Annotated in this window: 24 protein-coding genes, 1 tRNA gene and 1 pseudogene; 9 read left to right on the top strand and 17 right to left on the bottom strand. The window is 61.9% G+C overall.

Going from position 1 to position 24,037, the window contains the following annotated elements; all coding sequences use genetic code 11:
• Nucleotides 1–219: 219 nt before the first annotated feature.
• The 9 genes from RCCGE510_RS23235 to RCCGE510_RS23195 form a co-directional block, all read right to left on the bottom strand.
• A complete protein-coding gene (locus RCCGE510_RS23235; protein ID WP_007634035.1) occupies nt 220–1,749 on the bottom strand; it encodes an ABC transporter substrate-binding protein in 1,530 nt (509 codons plus the stop codon).
• Between the two features lie 142 nt (nt 1,750–1,891).
• Nucleotides 1,892–2,812 carry a LysR substrate-binding domain-containing protein gene (locus RCCGE510_RS23230; RefSeq protein WP_007634034.1) on the bottom strand — a complete coding sequence of 307 codons (921 nt, stop codon included), beginning with the start codon at nt 2,810–2,812 and terminating at the stop codon, nt 1,892–1,894.
• Nucleotides 2,813–2,855: 43 nt separating this feature from the next.
• Nucleotides 2,856–3,851 (bottom strand): P1 family peptidase, encoded by a 996-nt coding sequence (locus tag RCCGE510_RS23225; RefSeq protein WP_007634033.1) that lies wholly within the window; start codon nt 3,849–3,851, stop codon nt 2,856–2,858.
• Nucleotides 3,852–3,980: 129 nt separating this feature from the next.
• A complete protein-coding gene (locus RCCGE510_RS23220) occupies nt 3,981–4,175 on the bottom strand; it encodes a hypothetical protein (RefSeq protein WP_007634031.1) in 195 nt (64 codons plus the stop codon).
• 524 nt (nt 4,176–4,699) lie between these two features.
• A complete protein-coding gene (locus tag RCCGE510_RS23215) occupies nt 4,700–7,621 on the bottom strand; it encodes an aminotransferase (protein WP_007634030.1) in 2,922 nt (973 codons plus the stop codon).
• Between the two features lie 119 nt (nt 7,622–7,740).
• Nucleotides 7,741–8,625 carry a formyltetrahydrofolate deformylase gene (purU, locus tag RCCGE510_RS23210; RefSeq protein ID WP_007634029.1) on the bottom strand — a complete coding sequence of 295 codons (885 nt, stop codon included), beginning with the start codon at nt 8,623–8,625 and terminating at the stop codon, nt 7,741–7,743.
• Between the two features lie 217 nt (nt 8,626–8,842).
• Entirely contained in the window at nt 8,843–9,859 is a 1,017-nt protein-coding gene (locus tag RCCGE510_RS23205; RefSeq protein WP_007634028.1) for an acyltransferase, read from the bottom strand.
• Between the two features lie 172 nt (nt 9,860–10,031).
• Complete coding sequence (locus tag RCCGE510_RS23200; RefSeq protein WP_007634027.1) at nt 10,032–11,300, bottom strand: hypothetical protein; 1,269 nt, start codon at nt 11,298–11,300, stop codon at nt 10,032–10,034.
• A gap of 2 nt (nt 11,301–11,302) precedes the next feature.
• Complete coding sequence (locus RCCGE510_RS23195; protein ID WP_007634026.1) at nt 11,303–12,352, bottom strand: glycoside hydrolase family 5 protein; 1,050 nt, start codon at nt 12,350–12,352, stop codon at nt 11,303–11,305.
• Nucleotides 12,353–12,487: 135 nt separating this feature from the next.
• Between RCCGE510_RS23195 and RCCGE510_RS23190 the strand changes: the two genes are divergently transcribed.
• The 3 genes from RCCGE510_RS23190 to RCCGE510_RS23180 all read left to right on the top strand — a co-directional run bounded on the left by RCCGE510_RS23190 (nt 12,488) and on the right by RCCGE510_RS23180 (nt 15,136).
• The gene (locus tag RCCGE510_RS23190) at nt 12,488–14,107 is read left to right on the top strand and encodes a GumC family protein (protein ID WP_037079458.1); all 1,620 of its coding nucleotides are present in this window, start codon (nt 12,488–12,490) and stop codon (nt 14,105–14,107) included.
• A gap of 57 nt (nt 14,108–14,164) precedes the next feature.
• On the top strand, nt 14,165–14,497 hold the full coding sequence (locus RCCGE510_RS23185) for a hypothetical protein (RefSeq protein WP_037079456.1): 333 nt from the start codon (nt 14,165–14,167) through the stop codon (nt 14,495–14,497).
• A gap of 342 nt (nt 14,498–14,839) precedes the next feature.
• Nucleotides 14,840–15,136 carry a DUF982 domain-containing protein gene (locus RCCGE510_RS23180; protein ID WP_007634020.1) on the top strand — a complete coding sequence of 99 codons (297 nt, stop codon included), beginning with the start codon at nt 14,840–14,842 and terminating at the stop codon, nt 15,134–15,136.
• A gap of 349 nt (nt 15,137–15,485) precedes the next feature.
• On the opposite strand, the gene RCCGE510_RS23175 is transcribed toward RCCGE510_RS23180, so the two are convergent.
• Both RCCGE510_RS23175 and RCCGE510_RS23170 read right to left on the bottom strand, forming a co-directional pair.
• The gene (locus RCCGE510_RS23175) at nt 15,486–15,776 is read right to left on the bottom strand and encodes a hypothetical protein (RefSeq protein ID WP_007634018.1); all 291 of its coding nucleotides are present in this window, start codon (nt 15,774–15,776) and stop codon (nt 15,486–15,488) included.
• A 216-nt stretch (nt 15,777–15,992) separates the two neighbouring features.
• Nucleotides 15,993–16,079 (bottom strand) — tRNA-Leu (locus tag RCCGE510_RS23170).
• Nucleotides 16,080–16,247: 168 nt separating this feature from the next.
• Here RCCGE510_RS23170 and RCCGE510_RS23165 point away from each other — a divergent pair.
• The gene (locus RCCGE510_RS23165; RefSeq protein ID WP_007634016.1) at nt 16,248–16,670 is read left to right on the top strand and encodes a BA14K family protein; all 423 of its coding nucleotides are present in this window, start codon (nt 16,248–16,250) and stop codon (nt 16,668–16,670) included.
• Between the two features lie 9 nt (nt 16,671–16,679).
• Here RCCGE510_RS23165 and RCCGE510_RS23160 read toward each other — a convergent pair whose 3' ends face one another.
• Nucleotides 16,680–16,973, bottom strand: coding sequence for a SelT/SelW/SelH family protein (locus tag RCCGE510_RS23160; RefSeq protein WP_007634014.1), 294 nt, complete (start codon nt 16,971–16,973; stop codon nt 16,680–16,682).
• Between the two features lie 86 nt (nt 16,974–17,059).
• Here RCCGE510_RS23160 and RCCGE510_RS23155 point away from each other — a divergent pair, with 86 nt between their 5' ends.
• From RCCGE510_RS23155 to RCCGE510_RS23145, 3 genes are all read left to right on the top strand, one after another.
• On the top strand, nt 17,060–17,836 hold the full coding sequence (locus RCCGE510_RS23155; protein WP_192815341.1) for a type 1 glutamine amidotransferase: 777 nt from the start codon (nt 17,060–17,062) through the stop codon (nt 17,834–17,836).
• Between the two features lie 11 nt (nt 17,837–17,847).
• Nucleotides 17,848–18,396, top strand: a complete 549-nt coding sequence (locus RCCGE510_RS23150; protein WP_007634012.1) for a sugar O-acetyltransferase — start codon at nt 17,848–17,850, stop codon at nt 18,394–18,396.
• Between the two features lie 90 nt (nt 18,397–18,486).
• On the top strand, nt 18,487–18,939 hold the full coding sequence (locus RCCGE510_RS23145; protein WP_037079453.1) for a GFA family protein: 453 nt from the start codon (nt 18,487–18,489) through the stop codon (nt 18,937–18,939).
• Nucleotides 18,940–18,941: 2 nt separating this feature from the next.
• Here the strand turns inward: RCCGE510_RS23145 and RCCGE510_RS23140 are convergent.
• From RCCGE510_RS23140 to tenA, 4 genes and pseudogenes are all read right to left on the bottom strand, one after another.
• A pseudogene (locus RCCGE510_RS23140) lies at nt 18,942–19,237 on the bottom strand (CcdB family protein).
• Nucleotides 19,237–19,467 (bottom strand): type II toxin-antitoxin system CcdA family antitoxin, encoded by a 231-nt coding sequence (locus RCCGE510_RS23135; RefSeq protein WP_007634006.1) that lies wholly within the window; start codon nt 19,465–19,467, stop codon nt 19,237–19,239. The pseudogene RCCGE510_RS23140 and the gene RCCGE510_RS23135 overlap by 1 nt, the downstream one beginning before the upstream one ends.
• A 58-nt stretch (nt 19,468–19,525) precedes the next feature.
• Nucleotides 19,526–21,358 carry a translation elongation factor 4 gene (gene lepA / locus RCCGE510_RS23130; RefSeq protein WP_007634003.1) on the bottom strand — a complete coding sequence of 611 codons (1,833 nt, stop codon included), beginning with the start codon at nt 21,356–21,358 and terminating at the stop codon, nt 19,526–19,528.
• Nucleotides 21,359–21,435: 77 nt separating this feature from the next.
• Nucleotides 21,436–22,134, bottom strand: coding sequence for a thiaminase II (gene tenA / locus RCCGE510_RS23125; protein WP_007634002.1), 699 nt, complete (start codon nt 22,132–22,134; stop codon nt 21,436–21,438).
• Nucleotides 22,135–22,271: 137 nt separating this feature from the next.
• Here tenA and RCCGE510_RS23120 point away from each other — a divergent pair, with 137 nt between their 5' ends.
• Both RCCGE510_RS23120 and RCCGE510_RS23115 read left to right on the top strand, forming a co-directional pair.
• Entirely contained in the window at nt 22,272–22,841 is a 570-nt protein-coding gene (locus tag RCCGE510_RS23120; RefSeq protein ID WP_007634001.1) for an XRE family transcriptional regulator, read from the top strand.
• A gap of 22 nt (nt 22,842–22,863) precedes the next feature.
• Complete coding sequence (locus RCCGE510_RS23115; RefSeq protein ID WP_007634000.1) at nt 22,864–23,382, top strand: GNAT family N-acetyltransferase; 519 nt, start codon at nt 22,864–22,866, stop codon at nt 23,380–23,382.
• A 15-nt stretch (nt 23,383–23,397) separates the two neighbouring features.
• Here the strand turns inward: RCCGE510_RS23115 and RCCGE510_RS23110 are convergent, their stop codons facing one another.
• Nucleotides 23,398–24,009 carry an HAD-IA family hydrolase gene (locus tag RCCGE510_RS23110; protein ID WP_007633999.1) on the bottom strand — a complete coding sequence of 204 codons (612 nt, stop codon included), beginning with the start codon at nt 24,007–24,009 and terminating at the stop codon, nt 23,398–23,400.
• Nucleotides 24,010–24,037 lie beyond the last annotated feature (28 nt).

Genomic DNA, 24,037 nt, shown 5'->3' with positions numbered 1-24,037 from the left:
TTCCTGTGCTTGTCACAGGAATCCAGCCACGGCGCGTCTGCGCCGTGAATGACTGCGACCGAGGCAAGAGAGTCTCCTGCGCCCAAGGACTTGGGCGCGCTGGATTCCTGTGACAAGCACAGGAATGATGGATGGAGAGGGCAGCAACCGGCATTGAACGACTCGCTGTCCGGCTTCTCTTCGCTCATCTCGATGCCTCTCAATCCTTCGGAGCCCGCCTCACTCCTCCCACGAAACCCCGGACAACACGTTGGAAGGGATCGGCTCGTTCTCCCACAGCCCCTTCAGCTTTTTGTCCCAGACGCCGAGTTTCGGCATGACGAAGAGGTAGAGCGCGGGCACATCCTTGGCGAGGATCTTCTGCGCCTCGCCATAGATCGCGCTCTGCGTGGCGGGATCGGCCGTCTCCTGGACTTTCTGTATCAGCGCGTTGAAAGCAGGGTTCTTGTAGTTGAAGTAATAAGGATCGCGCCCATAGATGTCGATGTCGAGCGGTTCGGCATGGGCGACGATCGTCATGTCGAAGTTGCGGTCCTTCATAATGTCCTGGACCCATTTCGCCGGGAACTCGGTCGGCTCGATAGTCATCGTTACGCCGATCTCGGCAAACATCGCCTGCATCACCTCAGCGCTACGCGGCGCATAAGCCATCTGCGGCGATTTGATCGTGAAGGTGAAGCCGCTGGGATAGCCGGCTTCGGCAAGCAGCGCCTTCGCCTTCTCGACGTCATAGGGCAGCACATCCGTCATGTCCTGATAGCCCGGATCGTTCGGCGTGTAGTGGCTGCCGATCGGCGTGCCGAGGCCGGACCATACGCCGTCGATCAACGTCCGGCGGTCGATCGCCATCATCAGCGCCTGGCGCACGCGTCTGTCGTCGAACGGTTTCCTGGTATTGTTCATGCCGGCAACGACCTTGAGCTCGGTATTGCCGATCCTGGTGACCAGCCTCGCATCGCCGTCGAAGGAACTCATCAGCTCGGGTGCGGCAAATTCCGGAAAGGCATCGAGATCGCCGGATTTCAGCGCAGCTGCCTGCGCCTGCGGATCGGCGATGAAGCGGAAGGTCACCTTGTCGAGCTCGGCGGCCGCATCCTTGTTCCAATAATCGGCATTTTTTTCCAGTTCGACCCTGTCACCCTTCGCCCAACTGGCGAATTTGAACGGGCCGGTGCCCACCGGCATGGTCTTGTCGTCGGCAGCGGTCTTGGGTGCGAGCATCACAGAGGCCGGCCAGCCGAGCCAATAGATCAGGCTGCCGGTCGGTGCCGAGAGATGCAGCACCAGGGTTTCGGCGTCGGGCGTATCGATCGAGGCGATCGAGGCGAAGAAGCGTTTCTGCGGATTGAACGAATCCGCACCGCGGGCGCGCTCGAGCGAAAACCTGGCGCTGGCGGCATCGAAAGCCTCGCCATCGTGGAATTTGACGCCGGTCTGCAGCTTGAAGGTGTAGGTCAGGCCATCGGGCGAAATCACCCAGCTTTTTGCCAGCTGCGGCTGGATCTTGCCCGTCTGGTCGATCGTCACCAAACCCTCGAAGACGTTTTGCCAGGTCACCTGGCCGATCGCCACCGGTGCCGCAATCGTCGGGTCGAGGCCGGTCGGCTCGACGCTCATGCCAATGTTCAAGGTGGTCCTTGCCGCATGCGCCTGCGTCATCGCGGTTATCACCAGTCCGGCAGAAATCCCGGCACCGAGGCAAAGCCGGCGGACGAAACGCGCCGAAGGCACCAACGAAACCTTGATCATCCAGTTCCCTATCTCGCGCTCGACGGCGACGACCTCTGCGGATAAAATGTCGCTATCCAGTGCGCACAAAATGACGATTTTATGCGCTCAGTGTAGCCGAAATAGCTACACAGTAAATCCGACGCCATTGCAAGCAGGAACGTCAGCCTTTCCTCGCGGTCCGGCTGTCCGTGTGCTCGCGCATGAAGGTTTCGATGAAGTCGAGCAGCGTCGTTGCCGCAAAGGATAGCTGCCGATCCGGGGCAACGCAGAGATCGATGTGGGTGCGAATGCCGGTCTTGCCGGAGAGCGGAATAGCCAGAAGCTGGCCCGCTTCGATTTCGCGGCGGACGGTCAGCGCCGGCAGCAATGTGACCGCGGCGCCGCTGATCACGAGTTCCTTCAGCATTTCGAGCGAACTGGTGACGAAGACGGGATCGAGGTCCAACCCCTCCTTTTCGAATAGGGTGTCGAAGGCCTGGCGGAAGCCGAAGGATTTCTCCGGCAGCGCCAATGCGTAGTCGGTGAGTTTCCTGATCGGGATTTCAGCATGCGCGGCGGCTGGATGCTCAGGCGTGGCGATGAGGTCATAGACAATCTCGGAGCGCAGCCGCACCTTGGTGCCGGACATCGGTGGTGCAAACAGCGTCACCGCGATATCCGCCTCGGCGCTGTTGACGGCATCGACCGCCTGCCGCGCACTGGTGATCGTCACGCTAAAGCGCAACTGCGGATATTCCAGGCTGAACTTGGCCAGAACTGGAGCCAGCAGATTGGTGACGGTGGCGCCATTGGCGTAGATGCTGACATGGCCGCGCTGCAGTCCCTTCAGGTCGTCGATCAGCTGCTGCACGTGATCGAGTTCGCGCAGCGTGCGGCCCGCGCGGGCGGCAAGCAGTTCACCGGCAGCCGTCAGCTTGACGCCGCGGGCGCTGCGCTCGACAAGTGGCGCGCCGAAATGGGATTCGAGGTTTTCGATCTGCCGGCTGATCGCCGTCGGCGCGACATTGAGGTTTTCGGCCGCTTGGCGCATCGAATTGGTCCTGACCAGCTCGTCGAAATACATCAGCGCCCGGATCTGCATTCACGTCTCTCCGCCATTCTGCCCAGGTTGCGACCCTATTCAATCAATGACCGTCAGGATAGCGGTCGCGCCAGGCCTTTTGCGCGCCCTCGGCCGGCAGCGCGGTGGCGGTGTAAACACCGCGGGCGATCGCCCGCGCCATGACGATGGTGGCAAGGTGGCAGAGCTCCATCAGGCTCGCCATGTCGTCTCTTTTACGCTTGGCGGTCGAGGCGGCAAAGACGGTGTCGCCGTCGAGCGGCAGGTGCGCCGGCAGCAGCGCCCGCGCAAGCCCGTCATGGCCGGCGAGCGACAGCCGGTGCGCCTCGGCCTTGGTCAGTTGCGCGTCGGTCACCACTGCGCCGATGGTCGTCGCAGGCCCGTCCATGCCCTTAAGCCGCATCCTGTGATCGGCCGCCTTAGGCATGCCGAGCCCGCCGAATTCTGCGTCTTTTTCGAAGGGTGCCGCCCAGAAATGCGGTCCGTCGCCGATCGTTGCCGAGCCGAGCGCATTGACGGCGACGATCGCTGCGACGCGGTGGCCGGCGCTGCTGACGGCGCTGGCCGAGCCGAGCCCGCCCTTGCAGGTGGCCGTTGTCGCACCCGTGCCGGCGCCAATGGTGCCGACCGCAAAGGCGCCCTTGGCGGCCGCCTTCAAGGCGGTGTAACCCATATCGCGATAGGGCGAGTGCAGCCCCCAATCCTTGTCGCCGCCGTTCAGCAGGTCCATGAGGATCGCCTGGGGCACGATCGGTATGCGCACCGGCCCGACGGCAAAGCCGCGGCCGAGTTCGCGCAATCCCGCCTGCACGCCGCCGGCGGCATCCAGCCCGAAAGCCGATCCGCCGGAGAGCACGAAGGCATCCACGGCGTTGACGGTCATCGACGGATCGAGCAGGCCGGTGTCGCGCCCGCCCGGCGCGCCGCCGAGCACGGTGCCGGAGGCGACGGCCGGCGCGTCGAAGACGATCACCGTGACGCCGGAACCGAGCGCAAGGTCGGTCGCATGGCCGACGGAAACGCCATCGATGTCGGTGATGAGGTTGAGAAGATCGGGCACGGGCGGATCCTTAGGCGGAAAGGCTGCCGATAGGACTGCAATTGCCCTCAAAAAACAAGACCGGCCCCAAATGCCGGGACCGGTCGAACATCGGTAAGAGCCGTGAATGCGAGCGCCGGCCTCATGCCCTTAGGCATGAAGCGGCTTCGGATGACGGCGGGTCATCAGGTTGTGGATGGCCAGCCGCACCTCGTCCGGCGAGCCGAAACGCTGCTCGTCGAGGTCGTGCACATGAAATTTCACGGCGATGAACTTCAGCCGGTCTTCATCGGGAATGACGATCCCGACGGGAACGCCTGCATATTCGATAACTTGCTTCTTCATAGATAGAACTCCTGCTGCGCGACATGCGCAGCCATGGCGAATTGACTTGTCTGGTACCGTTGAAAGGAGGACGAACGTCACATTCGACAGTTCGGGCGGGAGAGGGCGCCCGGACGGTCATTGCCAAGCACAGATCGCCCAAGGAGATCGGCGAGAATATCGATATTTATCATGCTCGTTCCTTGCGTTGGCGTTGCGCTTGAGAGGTCCCGGAAGAGCCCGGAGCCGGCGATGGCTGTCTTTGATAATCTACCAACTTAGTAGAGATTACCCTACAGCCTGTCAGAAACATATTCCGAAACGTGTCAAAAAATCGACGATCCGAAAAATTTCATTCCATCCAAGTGGAAACTTACGGAAAGAAACATATCAGCTCTTCGTAAAATTCACATGACAGAATCAGCGTTCGATCGATCGCCGCAGCAGCAGACATAGGAAGCCCAGCTAAATCAGGCAATGGGCCATATCGTTAAAAATCGGAATGCCTCGAAATGACCGATTTGGTTAATGTGGAAAGAGCCCGCTCACCAGCCTTCGTCGAGCACCTTCTCCAGCATGTCCGCGAAGAAATCCGCGCTTTCGATGCTGAGGCAGAGCGGCGGCTTGATCTTCAGCACGTTTTGGTGATCGCTGGTCGGCTGCATGATGACGCCGAGGGTCAGCAGCCGGTCGCAGATTGCCGCCGTCTCTTCCGTCGCCGGCTCCAGCGTCGTTCTGTCGCGGACGAATTCGAGACCGAGGTAGAGCCCCATGCCATGCACGGCGCCGGCAATCGGATGGCGGTCGATCAGCGCGGCAAGCCGCGCTTTCAGATGATCGCCGACCGTCCGGGCATTTTCCTGCAGCATCTCCTCGGCCATGATGTCGAGCACCGTCATGCCGGCGATGCAACTGACCGGACTTCCGCCGGTGGAGGAAAAGAACGTCCCCTCCTTCTCCAGTGATTGCGCGATCTCTCGCGTGGTGATGACGGCGCCGAGCGGATGGCCGTTGCCCATGCCCTTGGCAACGGTGATGATGTCTGGCACGACCCCTTGCTGTTCGAAACCCCAGAAATAATGCCCGAGTCTGGAATAACCGACCTGGACTTCATCGGCGATGCAAAGGCCGCCGCGGGCGCGCACCTGCGCATAGACTTGGCTGAGATATCCGTCCGGCAGCGGAATGCCGCCGGCATTGCCATAGACCGATTCGCAGATGAAGCCCGCAAGGCCTTCGCCCGCTGCGTCGATCGCCTCCAGCACCGGCGTCGCCATGCCGAGATAATCCGCTGCCGTATCGGGACCACGGAAGTCGCCGCGGTAGGTGTTTGGCGACACGACGGTATGCACCCAGTCCGGTCGGGTCGTCAGCGCCTGCGGATTGTCGGCAATCGAGGTGGAAACGGCGTCACTTGCCGCCGACCAGCCATGATAGGCTTCGAGCAGGCAGAGCATGTTGCGCGTGCCGCTATGAGCCTGCGCCAGCCGGATCGCCAGATCGTTCGCCTCCGAGCCGCTATTGACGAGGAAGACCGCGTCGAGCCCATCCGGTGCAAGCGCGGCGAGCCGCTCGGAAAATTCCGTGATCGCCGCATAATGGAAGCGTGAATTGGTGTTGAGCCGCAGCCATTGGGCGTTGATCGCCGCCGCAAGCCTGGGATGGCCATGGCCGAGAATGGAGACGTTGTTGACCATGTCGAGATAGGCGCGGCCCTCGATATCGAACAGATGCTCCTTCCAGCCGCGCTCGATCTGCGGCGGCTCGGCATAATAATTCTTCTGCGCCCTTGCCAGATGCGCCTGCCGCCTGGCGAGCAGCTCGGCGGTTTCAGGTTTCGGCGCGTCGGCTTCAGGGCCGAGCAGCAGCGAGGGCGAAGGGCAGAGCACCGACCAGGCCGCCGTCTCGCGCGGCGTGGCAAAGAGCGGCGGCTCCAGTCCCGCGACGCTGCAAAGCTGCACGCGCAGCCCGCCGAGCGACGAAGGCTCGCCGACGACGGTTCCGAGGGGATCGCCGCCGGCAACCTCGGCTTCATTCTCGACCGAGAGGTCGAGCCCGTCGAGGTGCAGGGTCATGCTGTCGCTGGTCAGGGTCAGATGTTGGTCTTTCCAGCCGATACGGCCGGCAAACGGCGCAGCAACCGCGCTGCCTGCGGCAAGGCAAATATCGATATGCAGGGCGCAGGTCGCCTGTCCCCTGGCGGTTCCCGCCCGGGAGAGCCGGTATTCGCCGTAGCGCGTCGCTGCCGTGCCGTTTTCGGTCGCAGCCCGGGCAAGCAGCCGCCAGTCCATGTCGGCATCCAGCCAGTTGCCGGCGGAAAAATGCGGGCTCCGGACCCCAAGATCGACATAGGCGATCCCGTCGGCCTCGATGTCAGGCAGCAGCGGCAGCCATCCCGATGTTTCCGGGGCGGCGACATCGGCGCCGGCTGCCTTGAGGATCGCCGCTTCCATGAGATCGAAGGGCACGGACATCGCCGTATCGAAGATCGCCCGCTCAAGGTCGAGATTGCCGCGGACATAATCATTCTCAGGATCGATCGAAATCTGCTGCTCGCCGCTGGCGACGAGAATGACCGCGCGCGCGACGATCAATGGCCAGAGCGCCTTCAGTTCTTCCTCGGTCAGCGGATAGATCGCCTGATAGGCGGTGACGGCCGGCAGGATATGAAAAGGGTCGCCCTCGGCATGGTGCAGCAGCGAGGCGCAGGTGACGGCGAGGTCGCCGACCAGCCAGCCGCGGATGATGTCGCCGAAATCGATTACCCCGTCGGGGATTATATGACCGTGGGCATTGCGGTGACCGACGACATTGTCGCCGGTAACGTCGTGATGCACGGCCTGCAGCCGAAGCGACGGCGCCAAGGGCTGGATGCGCCGGACCGCCATCACCATGGTCTTGGCGATCCGGTCGCGCGCGGCGCTGTCGGTGATGACGGAAAGCAACTGCACCGCGACCGGCCCGGCGCGCCTGAGATCCCATTGCAGGCTGCGGTCGAGGCCCGGATGATTGAAATCGGCAAGCGCCAGCGCCAGCCGCGCGCAGAGCGCACCAAGTGCTGCGACCGAAGCCGGCGCCAGATAGGTCAGTTCCGTCAGCCCCTGGCCTTCCAGATATTCGAGCAGCCGGACTTGGTAGCCCTGTCCGCGCACGGTCAGGACGAGGATCTCCCGCCCGTCATTCGTGGCGATCACATTGGGAACGCGTGGCGCATCTTGCCTGTTCTTGAGGTGATGGATCGCGGCATTCTGCGCCTGGAGTTCGCGGGTCTCGTAGACGGCATGGCAGATCTTCAGGACGTAGCGACCGCGATGGCTATCGACGCGGAAGTTCCGATCCTGCTGGCTGCCGAGTTCGGCAACGGTGCCCGACAGGCTGTAATGGGCAAGCAGGATCTCTTCCGCGTCGGCAACGGTGACGTTGGGACGCGGCAGTGTCATGCGATCAACAAGCGCCTCGTCGGTCATGACACCCCTCCCGCAGCATGATTCGATTACCTATTGAAGGTGATAATCAAATACTTGCTGCTGGCAGGCAACGGGAGATTGTCGTTTGCCAGCAAAAGAGATGTGGGTCTCGGTCGCGTTCAACCCATGCGTTCGGAGGCGTAGCTGCCTGGGCTTGCCGGGAAGACCACGGTGCGGTTGCCGTTGATGAAGGTGCGGTGGTGGATATGGGCGTGGATGGCCCGGGCGAGCACCTGGCTTTCGACATCGCGGCCGATCGAGACGTAGTCGTCGGGCGACTGCGCATGGGTGATGCGCGCCGTGTCCTGCTCGATGATCGGGCCTTCGTCGAGATCGGCGGTGACGTAATGCGCCGTCGCCCCGATCAGCTTGACGCCGCGGCCGTAGGCCTGCTTGTAAGGGTTGGCGCCCTTGAAGCTCGGCAGGAAGGAATGGTGGATGTTGATGATCTTGCCCGACATTTTCTGGCACATCTCGTCCGACAGGATCTGCATGTAGCGGGCGAGCACGATCAGCTCGGTGCCGGTCTGCTCGGCCACCTCCATGATACGGGCTTCGGCCTGAACCTTGTTGGCCTTGGTGACCGGAATATGATGGAAGGGGATGTCGTGGTTGACCACGACCTTCTGGTAGTCGAAATGGTTGGAGACGACGCCGACGATGTCGATCGGCAGCGCGCCGATCTTCCAGCGGTAGAGCAGGTCGTTGAGACAATGGCCGAAGCGCGACACCATCAGCAGCACCTTCATGCGCTTTTCGCTGTCGTGAAATTCGTAATCCATCGCGAAGGGCGCGGCGACGGCCGGAAAATCGGCGCCGATTTCGGTGCCCGAAAGGCCCTCTTCCGAGATGAAGCTGACGCGCATGAAGAACTTGCCGGTATCGAGATCGTCGAACTGCGAGCTGTCGATGATGTTGCAGCCCTTGTCGGCCAGATAACTCGAAATCGCCGCCACGATGCCGCGCGTCGACTTGCAGGATACCGTCAATACATAGCTTCTCATGTCTCTCGCTCTTCCCTCTTCAAGACCGCCGCCGTGCTTAGATCAAAGCCCCGGCGGCGAACAGGCCGGCGCACTTTCATTCATGCGACAAATTGCAAGATGAACCGCCACGTTTCTGCAAGTTCTCTCACCTCGTACATAGCTTAGGAGAAGTTGCGCGAAAAACTGTGCCGCCAGCGCCGCCGGGATGCGTATTCTCGCCTTCGAGGGCTGAATCTCAGGCCGGGGGGCGGCTCGCCACCGCGACCTTGCGGCGGGGCGTGGTGATTTCGTGGATGATGGCGCCGCCGATCGACGAGAGCACCAGCGCCAGGATCACGAAGAGGACCGGCTGCTTCAGGATGCCGATCGGCAGGCGGTCGGCGGCGACCCTCAGGAAAGCCAAGGTGAAGGCGTGGGTGATATAGATGCTGTAGGAGCAGTCGCCGAGATAGTTCAGCGAGCCGATAAAAGGCAGCCTGGAAAAATCGATGGAGACCGCGCCGTAGACGATGAAGATCGCTGGAATCCCCCAGGCGTAGAACCGGCTTTCCGGCCGCATCAGCGCCTCGTTGATGAAGAGGAATGCGAACCCCAGGGCCAGTGCCGCCCATGCCCAGCGGTTCGACAGCAGCAGCTTCTGCCCGTACAGCCAGCCGAGCACGACGCCGGCGAGAAATTCCAGGATGATCGGCTCGCCGTAGAACCGGGTGGCCGACGTTTCCGGCAGCAGCCGGCAGCCGATCAGGATGACGGCGAAGACGGCAAACATTGCTGGAATTCGGCGGATCTCCTGGAGCGGCAGCAGCAGCGCAAACACGAGGTAGAACATCATCTCGTAATTCAGCGTCCAGCCCGGCACGACGACGGGGGTGATCGTGCTCGGATCGGCGGCATTGGCCCATGGGAGAAAGAACAGCGAGGCGATGAGATGCGGGAGGTCGAACACTGTCGATTTCAGCAATGACGGGGCGGCCAGCGCCACGACAGCTGAAAACAGCGTTGCCAGCCAATAGAGCGGTACGATGCGGTTAATCCGCCGGCGGGCAAAATCCATCGGGCTCATCGCCCGCCCGCTCGTCGTTAGCCACATCACCAAACCGCTGAGCACGAAGAAGATGTCGACGCCGGTTTCGCCATAGACGAAGGCGGTGGCGTCTACGGCGGGATTGACCTTGGCAAGCTGCAGTATCGCGTGGAAATAGACGACCATCAGCGCCGCGATGGCGCGCAGATATTGAAGCTGGACAAGCATCAAGCGTCTTGCTCCCCAGAGCATGATGCCGAAAGTGTGGGCGGGTTTTCGGACGACATCATGCTCTATTTCTTTGATGTAGAACAGGATTCAGATTTTAGGCCGAGCGGGCCTAAAATCATCCCGTTCTAGGGCTCGCGGCGGGTCGCCGGTCTCAGCCATGCCGCTGCGGTCAACTCTTAACATCTGCGGGACAATCCCGCCGGATGCGCGGGCTGTCGTGGAAGCGCATATATCCGACGACGAACCACAGGAGACCGGCGATCTTCATCGAGAAAACTGCGGTCCCCCCGATCATCATATTCAGAAAAATGAAAAGAGAAAGTGAATGGGCGCAACGCCGCTGCGCCGCCGTGCGGCCGGCGGGAAAGAGGCAGACGAACAGCCAGAAGGCAATGACGCCGAAGATCGTCGCCGCGTAGATCAGATAAACATAACCGCTGTCGGCAAATTCGGCGACCCGGTCGACGGAAAGCCCGAGAATGGCGAGAGGATCGAGATCCATCACCTTCTTCATCGTCAGGTTGATGCGGCCGGTGAAATTGTCGCCCGTCGCATTGGGTTTCAGGGTATAGACGAGGAAACCGGCGGCGACGATCAGCGGCATGAGCGCCAGATTGAAATTCTTCGGGATCTTCGGAAAGACGAAATAGCCGCCGATGCAGGCAAAACAGAAGATCAGCATCGTGCGCGTATCGTTGGTCACCAGGATCAGCACCGCCGTGCCGATCATGAGCAGCCGGTCCCAGCGGCCTGTCCTTTCCCACATGGAAATCAGGTAGATCGCGATCACGCCGCAGAAATTGGCGAGCGACACCTGTTCGAGGAAGATCGACGACGAGCGGTGATCGATGATGCCGAAGGAGAAGCGCTCGGGAAAGCCGAGCGCGTTCTGGAACAGGCCCGTCGTGTTGTAGCTCAGCGGCAGCAGTCCGCGCGTATTGGCGAAATAGTCGGACGGATGCACGATGCTGACATAGAACGGCACGCTGACGATCTCGAAGATCAGGAAGATCATCACGGCAAGGCTCGCCCAGCGAAAGGCGAGCTTCATGGTCTTCTCGTTGCTCCAGCCGCCGACCCCGGCAAAGCAGAAGATGATCAGCACGTTGCGGAAATGGTCGACGAACAGCATGCGGTTGAGCACGCTCACATAGATCGTCACGACAAGCGTAAACAGCAGGAACAAGAAGGCCGGCAGGTCGGTCTCGTAGATCCCTTTGTGCAAGATGTAGAGGATGGCGCTCGCCATGATCAGCCCCTCGCTGGCGGCAACATGGGTTATCGAGAGCGGCATGATGTTGTGGTTGATGAAGGCGAGAATGCCGTTGTAGAGCACCGACAGCAAGCCGAGCCAGAGCACCGGATAATCGATCCGTGACGCTTGACCGCCTACACTGCCCGCCACAGAGAAAGTTGCCTTCTGATCGAGGACCGCCACTGTCAATTCCCCGCTGGCTTGACGGTGACGCAGGCGCCGGCTTTGGCTTTTGCCGAGGCCGCGAGAAGCCGCATCTGCGGCCGCTCGGTGCCCTTTTGCGGCTGAACGTTGAACGGTTCGTCGGCCGGCCACCATTCGCCCGCCGCCCAATAGGACCAGCCGAGCCAGGCGTCGCTATTCCTCGACATGGTGGCGTAGATTTCGGTCAGCCCAGTCATGCAGTCCTTGTCGGCGGAGGCGCCGAATTCGCCGAGAAAGCCACGCTTGTGGTTCTTCTTCAGCCAGGCGGTGACGCCGGCAATTGCCTCGACGGCGGCGGTGGCACCTTCGCAGGTTGGGTGGGTTCCGGAGGAATCGGCGTCGAGATACTGGTGGACTTCATAGGCGTAGAAGTCGAGCGGATCGCGCACGCCGAGCATCACCGTGCCGTTGGCGCCGCCGATCACGTCCTTTTCCCAACTTCCCGCGCCGCTCCAGGCGGTGCCGGGCACCAGGATGAGGTTGCGGGCGCCGACGGCGCGGATGCTGCGGATCGCCGCATTGGAAGCATCGAGCCAGTCCGTCGCCTTGATGTCGTGCGGCTCGTTCATCAGCCCGAAGAGGACGCCGTCCTGATTGGCGAATTCGACCGCGAGCCTTGCCCAGAACTCACCGAAGGCCGCATCCGTCGCCGGCGCCATGCCGACCTGCACCTTGTCGTAGTAGCCGAAATTATGCGGGTCGAGCAGCACGGCCATGCCGTGCTTGCGGATCAGCCCGACGGTATCCTTGATCCGCTTGAGTTCGTCCTCGTCCAGCCGCCCGCCGAGCGCCGGCTGCAGCCGCTCCCAGCGGAACGGCAGCCGGATGATCGTCATGCCTTTTTCGGCGAAATAGCCGATGGTGTCTTCGCTGGGATAGGTATAATTCGTGCCGAAGGTGCCGTCGCGCTCGCCATATTCGCCGCCGGAAAGATTGACGCCGCGAAAACAGGGCGCGTCGGCGGCCAGGGCCGGCGACGTGACGAGAGCGGCCGCAAGCAGCAGCGCCGTCAGATGTCGTCTCGTCTTCATGGCTCTCCTCGCAATCGCGGCAAATCGCAACATCGGCGTCGATGAGATTATTTTAACGGTCCGTTAGCTAAGAATTTCTAAAGTCTCTGCACCTCGGCTTCAGTCTTTCACGCTGGGCGGGACACGAGTGCGCGTATGAACCAGTATGACAGGAACAGGGTAAGCCGGCTCCCTGGCTGGCGCAGTTATGAGTCGACTCAGACTGCGGCGGAAGGCGTGCGCATGCGCAGCCCCGTCGTCCGTCCGGACGATTTTGTGCCTCCGGTGCCCGAACCCGCCGCTCCTGCCCCCACCGCTCCTGCCTTTGTGCCGCCACCGGCAAGTGTCGCGGAACCCCGCCAGTCCGAGCGCCCGGCGCCCCCGCCCGCATCTTTGAAACAGCCAGCCGTGGACGCGGCGTCCGCGCCTGCCGCACCGCTTGTCGATCTCCGCTCAAGCGTCGCGGCGATCTGGAGCCGACGACTGGTCGTGCTTGGTCTGGCGCTGCTCGGCGCCGTTGCCGGCGGGGCGGTGGCCCCGTCCATCGGCCAGAAATTCACCGCCGTCAGCAGCCTTTATTTCGATCCGCGCCAGATCGGCCTTGCCGACGCAAGTGGGCAATCCTCAGGCCCGTCGCCGGAAATGATTTCGGCGCTGATCGACAGCCAGGTGCAGATCCTGACCTCGGGCAATGTGCTGCGCCGCGTCGTCGAGACCATGAAGCTTGACCAGGATCCGGAATTCACCGGCGGCCGCACCGATGGCGCCGCCGTGATCGGCACCCTGCAGAAGGCATTGGTCATCACCCGCCAGGCCACTACCTATGTCGTTTCGCTGGCCGCCACGACCAACGATCCGGAGAAATCCGCAAGGCTCGCCAACCAGGTTGTCACCTCCTTCACTGAGGAGGAGAACAGCGCCTCGAACGGCATCTACGAAAACACCTCCTCGACACTCGACGGACGGCTCGACGATCTGCGCCAGAAAGTGCTGGGGGCTGAGCAGGCTGTCGAAACCTTCCGCGCCGACAACGACATGGCCGCCACCGAAGGCAATCTGATCTCCGATCAGCGGCTTGTCTCGCTGAACACGCTGCTGGTGACGGCACAGGATAAGACCATTCAGGCGAAGGCCCGCGCCGATTCTGTCGCCAATCTCCGCGTCGAAGATATCGTCGCCGGCAACCAGGCGGAGGGTGGCGTCACCTCGCCGCTGGTCAGCCTGCGTCAGCAATATGCCACCCAGGCCGCTGCCGTCGGCAGCCTCGAAAGCCAGATGGGCACGCGGCATCCGCGCCTGCAGGCGGCCCGCTCTTCGCTGCAAAGCATTGCCGGTGAAATCAAGGGCGAATTGCAGCGTCTGGCCACTTCGGCCAGGGGCGAATACCAGCAGGCCAAGGCCGCCGAGGACAGCATCGCCAAGGAACTTGCCGTACAGAAGGCGCTGCAGGCAAGCACATCGGACAAGCAGGTGGAATTGAACGAATTGCAGCGCAAGGCGACGGCGGCGCGCGATATCTACGAGACCGTGCTGAAGCGCTCCAGCCAGACCAGCGAGGAGCAGAACCTCAACCAGAGTAACATTCGCGTCATCTCGCCGGCCGAGCCGCCGGTGAAGGCCGATGGCCCGGGCAAGAAGATCCTGCTGGTCGCCGGCATCATCGGCGGTCTTCTCGCCGGTTTCGTCGTCGGCGCCGCCTTTGCGATCCTCGCCGGCCTCTTCGGCCATCCGGTCATCAGAAGTTATTTCAGGAAATCGCCCGCCACAGCCGCTTGATGACGGTCCCCGGTTTTCCTACATCCGGTGTGCCCGATTGCTGGCAGGAGAATTCCCATGCGGCCTATAATGATGCTTCTGATGTCGCTCGTTGCCGTGTCCAGCCTGGCGCCCGCGTCCGCCGTTGCCGTCGACTGGACGAAGTCGGTCGATTCCGGCGTTCAGCCCCTCTACCCCTACAAGGGTCTGCCCGGCGTCAAGGCGCAGCCGGACAAGAAGGAGGAAGAATCCTATAATTGCCGCACCGAAACCGTCCAGATCCGCCGCCGCTATGACGAGATCTTCCGCTCGGGCGGTATGCCAACGCTGATGTATGTCTGCGAACGCGACGGCTTCATCTCGATGGACGACAAGGTGCCGCTGCGCGGCCATTATCAGCCGGTGCGGTGAGGATCAATCTCAGGCCGACTGCTGCAGCACCGTGCTGTCGTGGTAGATCCGCGTCGATGCAAGATCGATCAGCGTCGCCGCCACCCGGTCTTAGCGTGTTTCACACATGTGCAAAGCGCTGATATCCATCGCCAGCCCTTTCTATGAACCACTGCTCTCGGCGACCGTAAAAGAGATGACGTCAAACATTCCAGAACGGTCGAGTTGAACACCTTTCAGCCCTTGCGACACCACCCGCCGACGATCTGAGGAGAATGGCTCGAGCCCTCGCAACCCCCTTCCGCCTCCGCGGCATGCTTCTTGCATTGTTACTAATATTCTAACTCTTGGGGAGGAAGTGCCATGCAATGGAACACATCGGCGGATTTTGCGCCTCTTGTTCTCTTTCTCGGCGGCGAGCACAAGCGCAAGATCGTCAGGACGCTGCACGACGCGGCCGAAGTTTTGATGGTGGACTGGCCGTTTGAGGACGGCGAGGAGTATGTCGCGGCGGTGAAGGCTTGCGCCGATGCCGTCATGGGGCAAGCGGGGATGGACAAACTGAGGGAATTGCTTCTCAGCGCCGCCAGAGAAGCCGGCATGGGGGTTCTGACCGTTATTCCAGACAGCAGGAAAACGAAGGCCGAAATGGCCGCATGAAGGCCATCAACCACTCCATCATGCGCCGGCCAACGCCGCGCTGACGCGCGAGATGCACATGCTGCGAACCGCCCGATAAGGGAAAGCTCTGCTGATGGCTCCCGCGGGATATCGGTTTGCCGGCCGCCTACTATCACAGACGCACCCGTCGTCACGAAAAAAACCTCACTTCGGAATCCCGAAATTCCGCCGCTTCGGGATTCCGAAATCCGCCGGGTTTTGTGAGGTGTTGTCGTGGGGAAACATCGAATGATTTCAAGCCCGCAACCAATTTCGGGATTCCGAAGTGCTATATAGATTATGGGAGGAGTTCCCGGAATTGCCGGCAATTCTTGTCCCGGAGAGACGGTTAGGCCTCGAGATCAAGCTGGAGTGGAGTGCTGGCTGCTTCGGCGACTTTAGGCTTCCGATTTTTTGCCGCACGACGTGGTGGCTTCGTGATCTTCGGCGGAGTGTCGGAGCCGAGCTCGTCTGACTCGGAGCCGACCAGCGGCGGATAGGCAGCAAGGACCACACCGGTCGAGGATTCATCAATGACCTGTTTGGGCGAAGCCATCTCAATGGCTGGCTTGGCCGCTGCCGCCTGGCGCGCCTTTGCAGGCTCGGGGTTGCTGGCTACGGATGTGGCGAATCGGATCATTGCAGGACTCCATCATGTTCGCTTTATGTTCCATTCGCGAATAAGGAAGTCAATGGAGGCGCTGTCAGCGGCCCGAATACGCATCTAGAAATATATGGATTTAGAGGTCTGGGGATCTATCGAATGGACGCCCCAGGCGCAGTGTTGCTTACATTCACGAAATGCGCAAATTTTAAAGGCTTAACTCCTTGATCTTGGTATTGATCAAGAATGGAATGGTGCCCAGAAGAGGACTCGAACCTCCACACCCTTTCGGGTACCAGCACCTGAAGCTGGCGCGTCTACCAATTCCGCCATCTGGGCGACGGAGAGCGATGTAAGGGGGCGGCTCCTGACTGTCAACCGGGTTTTTGAAGTTTTTCTGACAGTTGGCGAAAAACAGTTGGTCATCTGAGCGGGAGTGGCCGGAAGGCGGGCATAGCGCTTCGCTTGCTACGCCCTATATTAAGGAAATATCGAAAGGAATCGCTCATGCCCGTTGTCCGCATGATAGTGTTTGCCGGTCTTCTCGCCGTTCTCGCGCCTGTCACGGCAGGGGCCGATTCGCTGAAGTTGGGCAAGCCGGGGGTCGGGCCGCTCAACACCGGATCGACGCTCTGTGATTTTCGCGGCTGCTTCGGTTTCGGGCCGCAGCAATGGCATCGACCCGCCTATGTCCAGCCGAATTACCGCCCGCGCGGCGCGACGGGTCCGACCTATTATCAGCCGGGTGCGGCCGGCCGGCCGCAGCTGACCTATGAGCCGCCGCCGGTGCGCCGACTGCAGCCGAAGGCGGTTGACAGGAATAGCCATGTCGCCTGGTGCAGCAATGAATACCGCTCCTACGATCCGCGGACGGACCGTTTCCTCACCTATGAAGGCATCTACAAGACCTGCCGCTCGCCCTATCGCTGAGCGCCGTCGTCAGCTTTCCAGCGAGGCGCGGTCGACATGGCCGAGATCGCGGCCGGGCTCGATGATATCGCGGACCCGCTGCTTCAGTTCCTTCGGCCCGGGAAAGCCGCCGTCGCGCTTGCGCTCCCAGATCAGATCGCCGTTGACGCGGATCTCGAAATTGCCGCCGGTGCCGGGGATCAGCGCCACTTCGCCGAGACTGTCGGAAAAAGTATGCAGCAGCTCCTGCGCCATCCAGGCGGTGCGCAGCAGCCAGTTGCACTGGGTGCAATAGAGGATCGAAACGCGAGCTTTTTCGGTCATGGCAATTTCCTTTCGTTTGCATTGGTTTAAGCGCTGTTATTGGCGCGCGCAATCGCCTCCAAGCGTCTTGCGCGCCACCCGCCGTCATGGTCTCTTCCCCTTATCGGCCATACCGGGAAAAGCCCATGCGGATAGCAGTCATCGAAAACATGAGGAACACCGGCCTCGGCGCGCTTGCTCTAGCGCTCGATGAGGCGGGAGCGGAGATCGAATGGTTTCGGGCATGGCAGGACGGCATCCTGCCGCCGGATATATCCGGCCATGACGCGCTTGTCGTTCTTGGTGGCGAGCAGAGCGCGCTGGATGACGAAACGCATCCCTACCTGCCGGATCTTGTCCGGCTGACGCGTCGCTTCGGCGATGCCGGCAAGGCGGTGCTCGGCATCTGCCTCGGCAGCCAGATCCTCGCCCGCGCCTATGGCGGCGACAATTTCTTAGGAAGCGCCCGCGAATTCGGCTGGCACGGTATCGGCGTCACCGAGGAGGGCCGGGCCGACCCGCTGCTGTCGGCGCTGGGCGGCGAATTCACCATCTTCGAATGGCATGCCGATACGTTTTCCCTGCCAGCCGGTGCGGTGCGTCTGGCGACAAGCCCCGTCGCCGAGAACCAGGCGTTCCGCATCGGCCGCGCCGTCTATGGCACCCAGTTCCATTTCGAGGCCAATTCCGCGGTCGTCGAGCAATGGAAGGCCGAATTCCCCGATACGATCGAGCGCATCGCGCCTGGCTGGCTGGAGAGCCATGCCGAACTGGCGGCAAGACATGGGCGTGGCGCCGATGCCGCGGGCCTTGCCATCGCCCGCGCTTGGGTCAGCCTGATTGAAGCAGACGAGATCGAGATGCTGTCAGAGGCCTCGGCGTGAGAGGCGAGGTCATGCCGGCAAGCGAACGCGAGAAGATGGCGGCAGGCGAATGGTATTGCTGCCTCGATGACGAGCTCGATCTCTTGCGCCGGCAGGCGCGCCTGGCCGTCCATGCGCACAACACGCTGCCGCCGGACGAGCGCGGCGCGATGGCGCCGGCCCTGAGGACGCTCTTTGCGCAGGCGTCGCCCAATGTCTTCATCGAGGCGCCGTTTCACTGCTCCTACGGCATCAACATCACTCTCGGCGAGCGGGTCTATTTCAATGCCGGCTGCACCATCCTCGATTCCGGCCGGGTGACCATCGGCGACCGCAGCATGTTCGGCCCCAGCGTGCAGATCTATTGCGCCGAACATCATAAGGATCCCGTAGTTCGCAGCCAGGGCATCGAGATCGCCCGGCCGGTCGTTATCGGCAGCGACGTCTGGATCGGCGGCAGCGCCATCATCCTCGGCGGTGTCACGATCGGTGATGGTGCGATTGTCGGTGCCGGCGCCGTGGTGACACGAGACGTGCCGGCGGGCGCTACCGTGGTCGGCAACCCGGCGCGCGTTCGCTAACGCTGGCAAGGCCGCCCATTCCGCGATGACTCGCCACCTCGACAGCGACGAAAGCTCCACTAGATCAGAAGGCAAAACCGGGAGGACATCATGAGCGAGCGAACTTTATCCATGGAAGGCGGCTGCCGTTGCGGCCGGGTGCGGTTGAAGATCAGCGCGCCGCCGCTGCTGACCATGGCCTGCCATTGCACAGGCTGCCGGAGGATGACCGCGAGCGCCTATTCGCTGAGCGCCGCTATCCCCAGCGAGGGCTTTGAGATCACGCAAGGCGAGCCGGTCATCGGCGGCCTGCACGGCGTTACGAAACATTATTTTTGCCCGCATTGCATGAGCTGGATGTTCACCCGCCCGGAAGGCATGGACTGGTTCGTCAATTTGCGCGTCACCATGCTCGACGATCTCCGCTGGTTCACGCCCTTCATCGAGACATGGACGAGCGAGAAGCTGTCATTCGCCGAGACCGGCGCGGTGCACAGCTACGAGGCGCTGCCCGAGATGGCGGCCTATGAAGGGCTGGTGAAGGAGTATATGGCCGGACAGTGAACTCAGAAGCCTTGGAAGAGAAAGTCCAGGGCACTGGTGATGGCATCGCTTTTACCAGATAGGTCTGCGACCGCTTTTCCTATTTCCGCGGTCGGGATCGACGCCATGCGCTGGGTGGCCATGACATAGATTTCACCCTCGATTGAGAAGCGCGGGTTCAGTCGCGAGATCGACCAGTTCAGCTCTTGAACCGGATGCGAACCATGACACGCGAAGGCAGGTCATCAAGCAGATTGGCTTGAAGATCGATGGCAAGGATATTCCCGCTCTTAAGGCGATAGACGTGGAAGCGAGCCATTAAAATTGGCGGTACTTGGCGAACGGCAAGCCGTGCTTTTCGACATATTCGTTTTCCAGCCGGATGGCCTCGGCATTCTCGATACGCCACAGCCGCTCGCGTTCCGCCTTTATGGCTTTCGCGATTCCATCTTCCGCCGCCCTGGATATGTTGATCTTCAGCTCGCGCGCCTGCGAGACGAGACCTTCATCGAGAGACAGGTTCGCTGCTTTTCTTGCCTGCTGGGCCATAACGATCTCCTGCATCTCATGCGCAGATCATATGCGCATGAGATGCGCTTGAGAAGCGTTATTCGTCGCCCATCTTCAATGCGGCGATGAAGGCTTCCTGCGGAATCTCCACCTTGCCGAACTGGCGCATGCGCTTCTTGCCAGCCTTCTGCTTGTCGAGCAGCTTGCGCTTGCGGGTGGCGTCGCCGCCGTAGCATTTGGCGGTCACGTCCTTGCGCAGCGCCGAGATCGTCTCGCGGGCAATGACGTTGCCGCCGATCGCCGCCTGGATCGGGATCTTGAACATGTGCTTCGGGATCAGCTCCTTGAGCTTCTCACACATATCGCGGCCGCGCTTTTCGGCAGCCGTCCGGTGCACCATCATCGACAGCGCATCGACCGGCTCGCTATTGACGAGGATCGACATCTTCACCAGGTTGCCCTCGCGGTGGTCGGTCAGCGTGTAGTCGAAGGAGGCGTAGCCCTTGGAGATCGACTTCAGCCGATCGTAGAAATCGAAGACGACTTCATTGAGCGGCAGATCGTAGGTCAGCATCGCGCGCGTGCCGACATAGGTGAGTTCGATCTGGATGCCGCGGCGGTCCTGGCAAAGCTTCAGAATACCGCCGAGATAATCGTCTGGTGTGAGGATCGTCGCGCGGATCCACGGTTCGTGGATTTCGGAGATCTTGACGACATCGGGCATGTCGGCCGGGTTGTGCAACTCGCGCTCCGTGCCGTCGGTCATGAACATCTTGTAGACGACGGAGGGTGCGGTGGCGATGAGGTCGAGGTCGAACTCGCGCTCCAGCCGCTCCTGGATGATTTCGAGATGCAGCAGGCCGAGGAAGCCGCAGCGGAAGCCGAAGCCGAGGGCGGCCGACGATTCCATCTCGAAGGAAAACGAGGCGTCGTTGAGGCGAAGTTTGCCCATGGCGGCGCGCAGGTCCTCGAAATCGGCGGCATCGACTGGGAACAGGCCGCAGAACACCACCGGCTGCGCCGGCTTGAAGCCCGGCAGCGCCTGGGCGGTCGGCCGCTTGTCCTCGGTGATCGTATCGCCGACGCGGGTATCGGCGACTTCCTTGATCGAGGCGGTGATAAAGCCGATCTCGCCGGGGCCGAGGCTGTCGGCATTGACCATCTTCGGCGTCAGCACGCCGACGCGCTCCACCTGGTATTTCGCATCGGTGCCCATCATGCGGATCGTCTGGCCCTTGGTCAGCACGCCATCGATGATGCGCACGAGAACCATGACGCCGAGATAGGTGTCGTACCAGCTGTCGACGAGCAGCGCCTTCAGCGGCGCTTTATCGCCGCCGGGGCTCTTCGGCGCCGGCAGCTTGTGGACGATCGCCTCCAGCACGTCGGGAATGCCGAGACCGGTTTTGGCCGAGATCAGCACGGCCTCCGAAGCATCGATGCCGATCACTTCCTCGATCTGCTCCTTGATGCGGTCGGGTTCGGCGGCCGGCAGGTCGATCTTGTTGAGGACGGTGACGATCTCGTGATTGTTGTCGATCGCCTGATAGACATTGGCAAGCGTCTGCGCCTCGACGCCCTGGCTGGCGTCGACGACGAGCAGCGAGCCCTCGCAGGCCGACAGCGACCGAGAGACTTCATAAGCGAAGTCGACATGGCCGGGCGTGTCGATCAGGTTGAGAATATATTTCTCGCCATTGTTCGCCTGGTAATGCAGGCGCACGGTCTGCGCCTTGATGGTGATGCCGCGCTCGCGCTCGATATCCATATTGTCGAGCACCTGCTCGGACATTTCGCGCTCGGCAAGGCCGCCCGTCGTCTGGATCAGCCGGTCGGCCAGCGTCGATTTGCCGTGGTCGATATGGGCCACGATCGAAAAGTTGCGGATATGGGACAGCGGAATGGTCGAATTGGTGCTCATGCGCGCCATATAGCAGCGCCGCCCCCTGCCGCAAAGCGGTAATTATCCCGCTGTTTACGCTATTTTGTCAGCCGGTCGGGCTCGGATCAGACCGGCCACGTCTCCAGCCGCCAGGCCGAATCCCAGAACATCCATTCATATTGCGAGGCGCGCACGAAGACATCGCTCATCTCGGCGCGCTCCACCGGCGATGCGGCGCGGGCGGCAATGTCGGTCAGCGCGATCACTTCGCGGGCACCGGCGGCAAATTGCGGATCGCCATAGGTGTTGATCCAGGCCTGGAAGGCATTGCCCTCGATTGCCGGCCGGCTCTTGATCGCCTCGCCGACGTGCCAGTAGATCCAGAAGCAGGGAAGGATGGAAGAAAGCGCCACCGCGTAGGAGCGGTGATAGGCCGTGGCGAGCAGAAAATTCGTATAGGCAAAGCAGGCAGGCGAGGGTTCGGCTGATGTCACATCCGCAGAGGTGATGCCGAACTGGGTCAGGAAGCCGGCATGCAGGCCCTGCTCGACGGTGATCGCCTTCTGCGCCGAACCGAGGAAGCGCAGCACCTGCGCATTGTCGGGCGCCTTGGCCGCGACGATCGCCAGGCAGCGCGCATAATGTTTCAGGTAGAGCGCGTCCTGGAGGATGTAGTGCCGGAAAACTTCAGGCGGTAGCGTACCGTCGGACAGGCGGGTGAGAAGCGGCAAGACCTCGATCTTGGCCATGACCGGCGCGATCCTGTCCCAGGCGGCGGCCGTGAAGCTTGCCGTCGGTTCGGTGCTCTGCGTGCTGGTGTCCATCACTCTCTCCCATCTGAATTGCGCTGCCATATATCGGCGAGGCTGTGGCGAAAGCAAGGATGGCGCCGCCCGCCTAGCAGGGGTTGATTCCATCATCGGATCATGTAATTCTCTTATAATAGAATCGGGATCGGAAAATGGAAGAGCAACTGGAACAGGCGATCGGCATCCGTATCCGCAAGCTGCGGCTGGACAAAGGATTGACCCTTGACGATCTCGCCACGGCTTCCGGGGTCAGCCGGGCGATGATCTCGCGTATCGAGCGGGCTGAGGCGAGCCCGACCGCCTCGCTGCTGGCGAGAATCTGCGCTGCCCTCGGCCTGTCGCTGTCGGCCTTCTTTGCCGAGGAGGGACAGCAGGCCTCGCCGCTTGCCCGCCGGCAGGAGCAACAGGTCTGGCGCGACCCGGAGACCGGTTATCTCAGACGGTCGGTCTCGGCGCCGGGCACAGCCTCCGGTGTCGATATCGTCGAAGTCGAATTTCCCGCGGGCGCCCGCGTCAGCTTTCCCCCGCATGCCAGCGCGCATGACATGACCCAGCATGTATGGCTGTTCGACGGCGAGCTGGAGATGACGGCGGGCGAGGTGGTCTATCGGCTGCGCCCCGGCGATTGTCTCTTCATGCCCGTCGGCGAGGGCCATGTCTTCCACAATCCCGGCCATGCCCCGGCGCGCTATTGCGTCGTGCTCGATCGCGGCGGCCGCTAACAGCTCATTTCAGGAGAACAGCATGGTCGACATTCGTACCCTTTCCGCCGAGGAGGCGCGCGCCGCCATCCCTGCCCTTTCAGAGGTGCTTGTCGATTGCGTCGCGGGCGGCGCCTCGGTCGGCTTCATGCAGCCCTATGGGCCAGAGGATGCCGAGCCCTATTGGCGCGATGTCGCCGATGCGGTCGCCACCGGCGGCAACCTGCTGCTGGTCGCCGAACTGGAGGGCCGGATCGTCGGCACGGTGCAGGTGGGCGCCGCGCAGATGCCGAACCAGCCGCACCGCGGCGATCTGAAGAAGCTCTTGGTGCACCGCTCCGCCCGCGGCCGTGGCCTTGCCCGGCTGCTGATGGATGCCGCCGAGCGCGAGGCGGCAAAGCGTGGCAAAACCCTGCTGGTGCTCGACACGGCAACCGGCAGCGATGCCGAGGCGATCTATCCGCGCCTCGGCTGGCAGCGTGTCGGCGTCATTCCCGATTACGCGCTGTGGCCGGAAGGCGGCTTCTGCGCCACCACGCTGTTCTATAAACAGATCGCCTGAGTGTGCCGGCGCCGCTCAGGCCGGTCTGGCGAAGGCAGGAAGTGTGGCGCCAAGCGTCGCACCCGCCGTCCATTGCGCCGCGTTCCAGCCGAACTGCCGCGCCGCGTCGATATTTTCCGCCATATCGTCGATGAAGGCGATCTCGCCGGGCAGGGCGCCGGCCCGCTCGGTCGCCAGCCGGAAAAACTCAGGCGAGGGTTTGCGGTGTCCGAGCGCTGCGGAATAGATGATCCCGTCGAAATGCGCGTCAAGGCCGGCCTCCTCCATCAGATAGCCCGCCCGCCTATGCTCCTGGTTGGTCGCCAGAAAGAGAGTGATACCGCTTTGCCTCAGCGCGGCGAGCGCGTCCAGCAGAGCGCGGTCGAGACGGGAATCGTTTTCGAACCAGTAGTCGATCAGCGTCTCGGCGCTGAGATGCGGTGCGATCTTTTCGAGCACGCTGGCAAGCCGTGGCTCCATCGGCTCGCGGCCGACGATGATGTCATCCCAGTGGGTCTGGAAGAATTCCTGCTGCAGCAGCTCGACACGCAGCCCGAGATCACGCTCCAGATAGGTGAAATGCGGCAGCCCGTCGGCCGGACGACCATGAATTAGCACGCCGTCGACATCGACCATCAGCACTTTCATGCGGAAAAATTCCTCGTTCTCAAAACAT

The sequence above is a fragment of the Rhizobium sp. CCGE 510 genome (assembly GCF_000292525.1).
In the GTDB taxonomy this organism is placed as follows: Bacteria; Pseudomonadota; Alphaproteobacteria; order Rhizobiales; family Rhizobiaceae; genus Rhizobium.
Note: the sequence above shows the minus strand (reverse complement) of the source record. Positions and strands in the feature narration are given on the sequence as shown.

Bases quoted from the DNA above. Each gene is read 5' to 3' on its own strand.
- RCCGE510_RS23205 (WP_007634028.1), bottom strand. From the start codon at position 9,859: ATGCTTGTCCAGCTTCAATATCTGCGCGCCATCGCGGCGCTGATGGTC.
- RCCGE510_RS23150 (WP_007634012.1), top strand. From the start codon at position 17,848: ATGCCGGCAAGCGAACGCGAGAAGATGGCGGCAGGCGAATGGTATTGC.
- RCCGE510_RS23190 (WP_037079458.1), top strand. From the start codon at position 12,488: ATGAACCAGTATGACAGGAACAGGGTAAGCCGGCTCCCTGGCTGGCGC.
- RCCGE510_RS23175 (WP_007634018.1), bottom strand. From the start codon at position 15,776: ATGATCCGATTCGCCACATCCGTAGCCAGCAACCCCGAGCCTGCAAAG.
- RCCGE510_RS23235 (WP_007634035.1), bottom strand. From the start codon at position 1,749: ATGATCAAGGTTTCGTTGGTGCCTTCGGCGCGTTTCGTCCGCCGGCTT.
- lepA (WP_007634003.1), bottom strand. From the start codon at position 21,358: ATGGCGCGCATGAGCACCAATTCGACCATTCCGCTGTCCCATATCCGC.
- RCCGE510_RS23145 (WP_037079453.1), top strand. From the start codon at position 18,487: ATGAGCGAGCGAACTTTATCCATGGAAGGCGGCTGCCGTTGCGGCCGG.
- RCCGE510_RS23120 (WP_007634001.1), top strand. From the start codon at position 22,272: ATGGAAGAGCAACTGGAACAGGCGATCGGCATCCGTATCCGCAAGCTG.
- RCCGE510_RS23230 (WP_007634034.1), bottom strand. From the start codon at position 2,812: ATGCAGATCCGGGCGCTGATGTATTTCGACGAGCTGGTCAGGACCAAT.
- tenA (WP_007634002.1), bottom strand. From the start codon at position 22,134: ATGGACACCAGCACGCAGAGCACCGAACCGACGGCAAGCTTCACGGCC.
- RCCGE510_RS23165 (WP_007634016.1), top strand. From the start codon at position 16,248: ATGCCCGTTGTCCGCATGATAGTGTTTGCCGGTCTTCTCGCCGTTCTC.
- RCCGE510_RS23180 (WP_007634020.1), top strand. From the start codon at position 14,840: ATGCAATGGAACACATCGGCGGATTTTGCGCCTCTTGTTCTCTTTCTC.
- RCCGE510_RS23195 (WP_007634026.1), bottom strand. From the start codon at position 12,352: ATGAAGACGAGACGACATCTGACGGCGCTGCTGCTTGCGGCCGCTCTC.
- purU (WP_007634029.1), bottom strand. From the start codon at position 8,625: ATGAGAAGCTATGTATTGACGGTATCCTGCAAGTCGACGCGCGGCATC.
- RCCGE510_RS23110 (WP_007633999.1), bottom strand. From the start codon at position 24,009: ATGAAAGTGCTGATGGTCGATGTCGACGGCGTGCTAATTCATGGTCGT.
- RCCGE510_RS23185 (WP_037079456.1), top strand. From the start codon at position 14,165: ATGCGGCCTATAATGATGCTTCTGATGTCGCTCGTTGCCGTGTCCAGC.
- RCCGE510_RS23155 (WP_192815341.1), top strand. From the start codon at position 17,060: ATGGTCTCTTCCCCTTATCGGCCATACCGGGAAAAGCCCATGCGGATA.
- RCCGE510_RS23135 (WP_007634006.1), bottom strand. From the start codon at position 19,467: ATGGCCCAGCAGGCAAGAAAAGCAGCGAACCTGTCTCTCGATGAAGGT.
- RCCGE510_RS23160 (WP_007634014.1), bottom strand. From the start codon at position 16,973: ATGACCGAAAAAGCTCGCGTTTCGATCCTCTATTGCACCCAGTGCAAC.
- RCCGE510_RS23215 (WP_007634030.1), bottom strand. From the start codon at position 7,621: ATGACCGACGAGGCGCTTGTTGATCGCATGACACTGCCGCGTCCCAAC.
- RCCGE510_RS23115 (WP_007634000.1), top strand. From the start codon at position 22,864: ATGGTCGACATTCGTACCCTTTCCGCCGAGGAGGCGCGCGCCGCCATC.
- RCCGE510_RS23220 (WP_007634031.1), bottom strand. From the start codon at position 4,175: ATGAAGAAGCAAGTTATCGAATATGCAGGCGTTCCCGTCGGGATCGTC.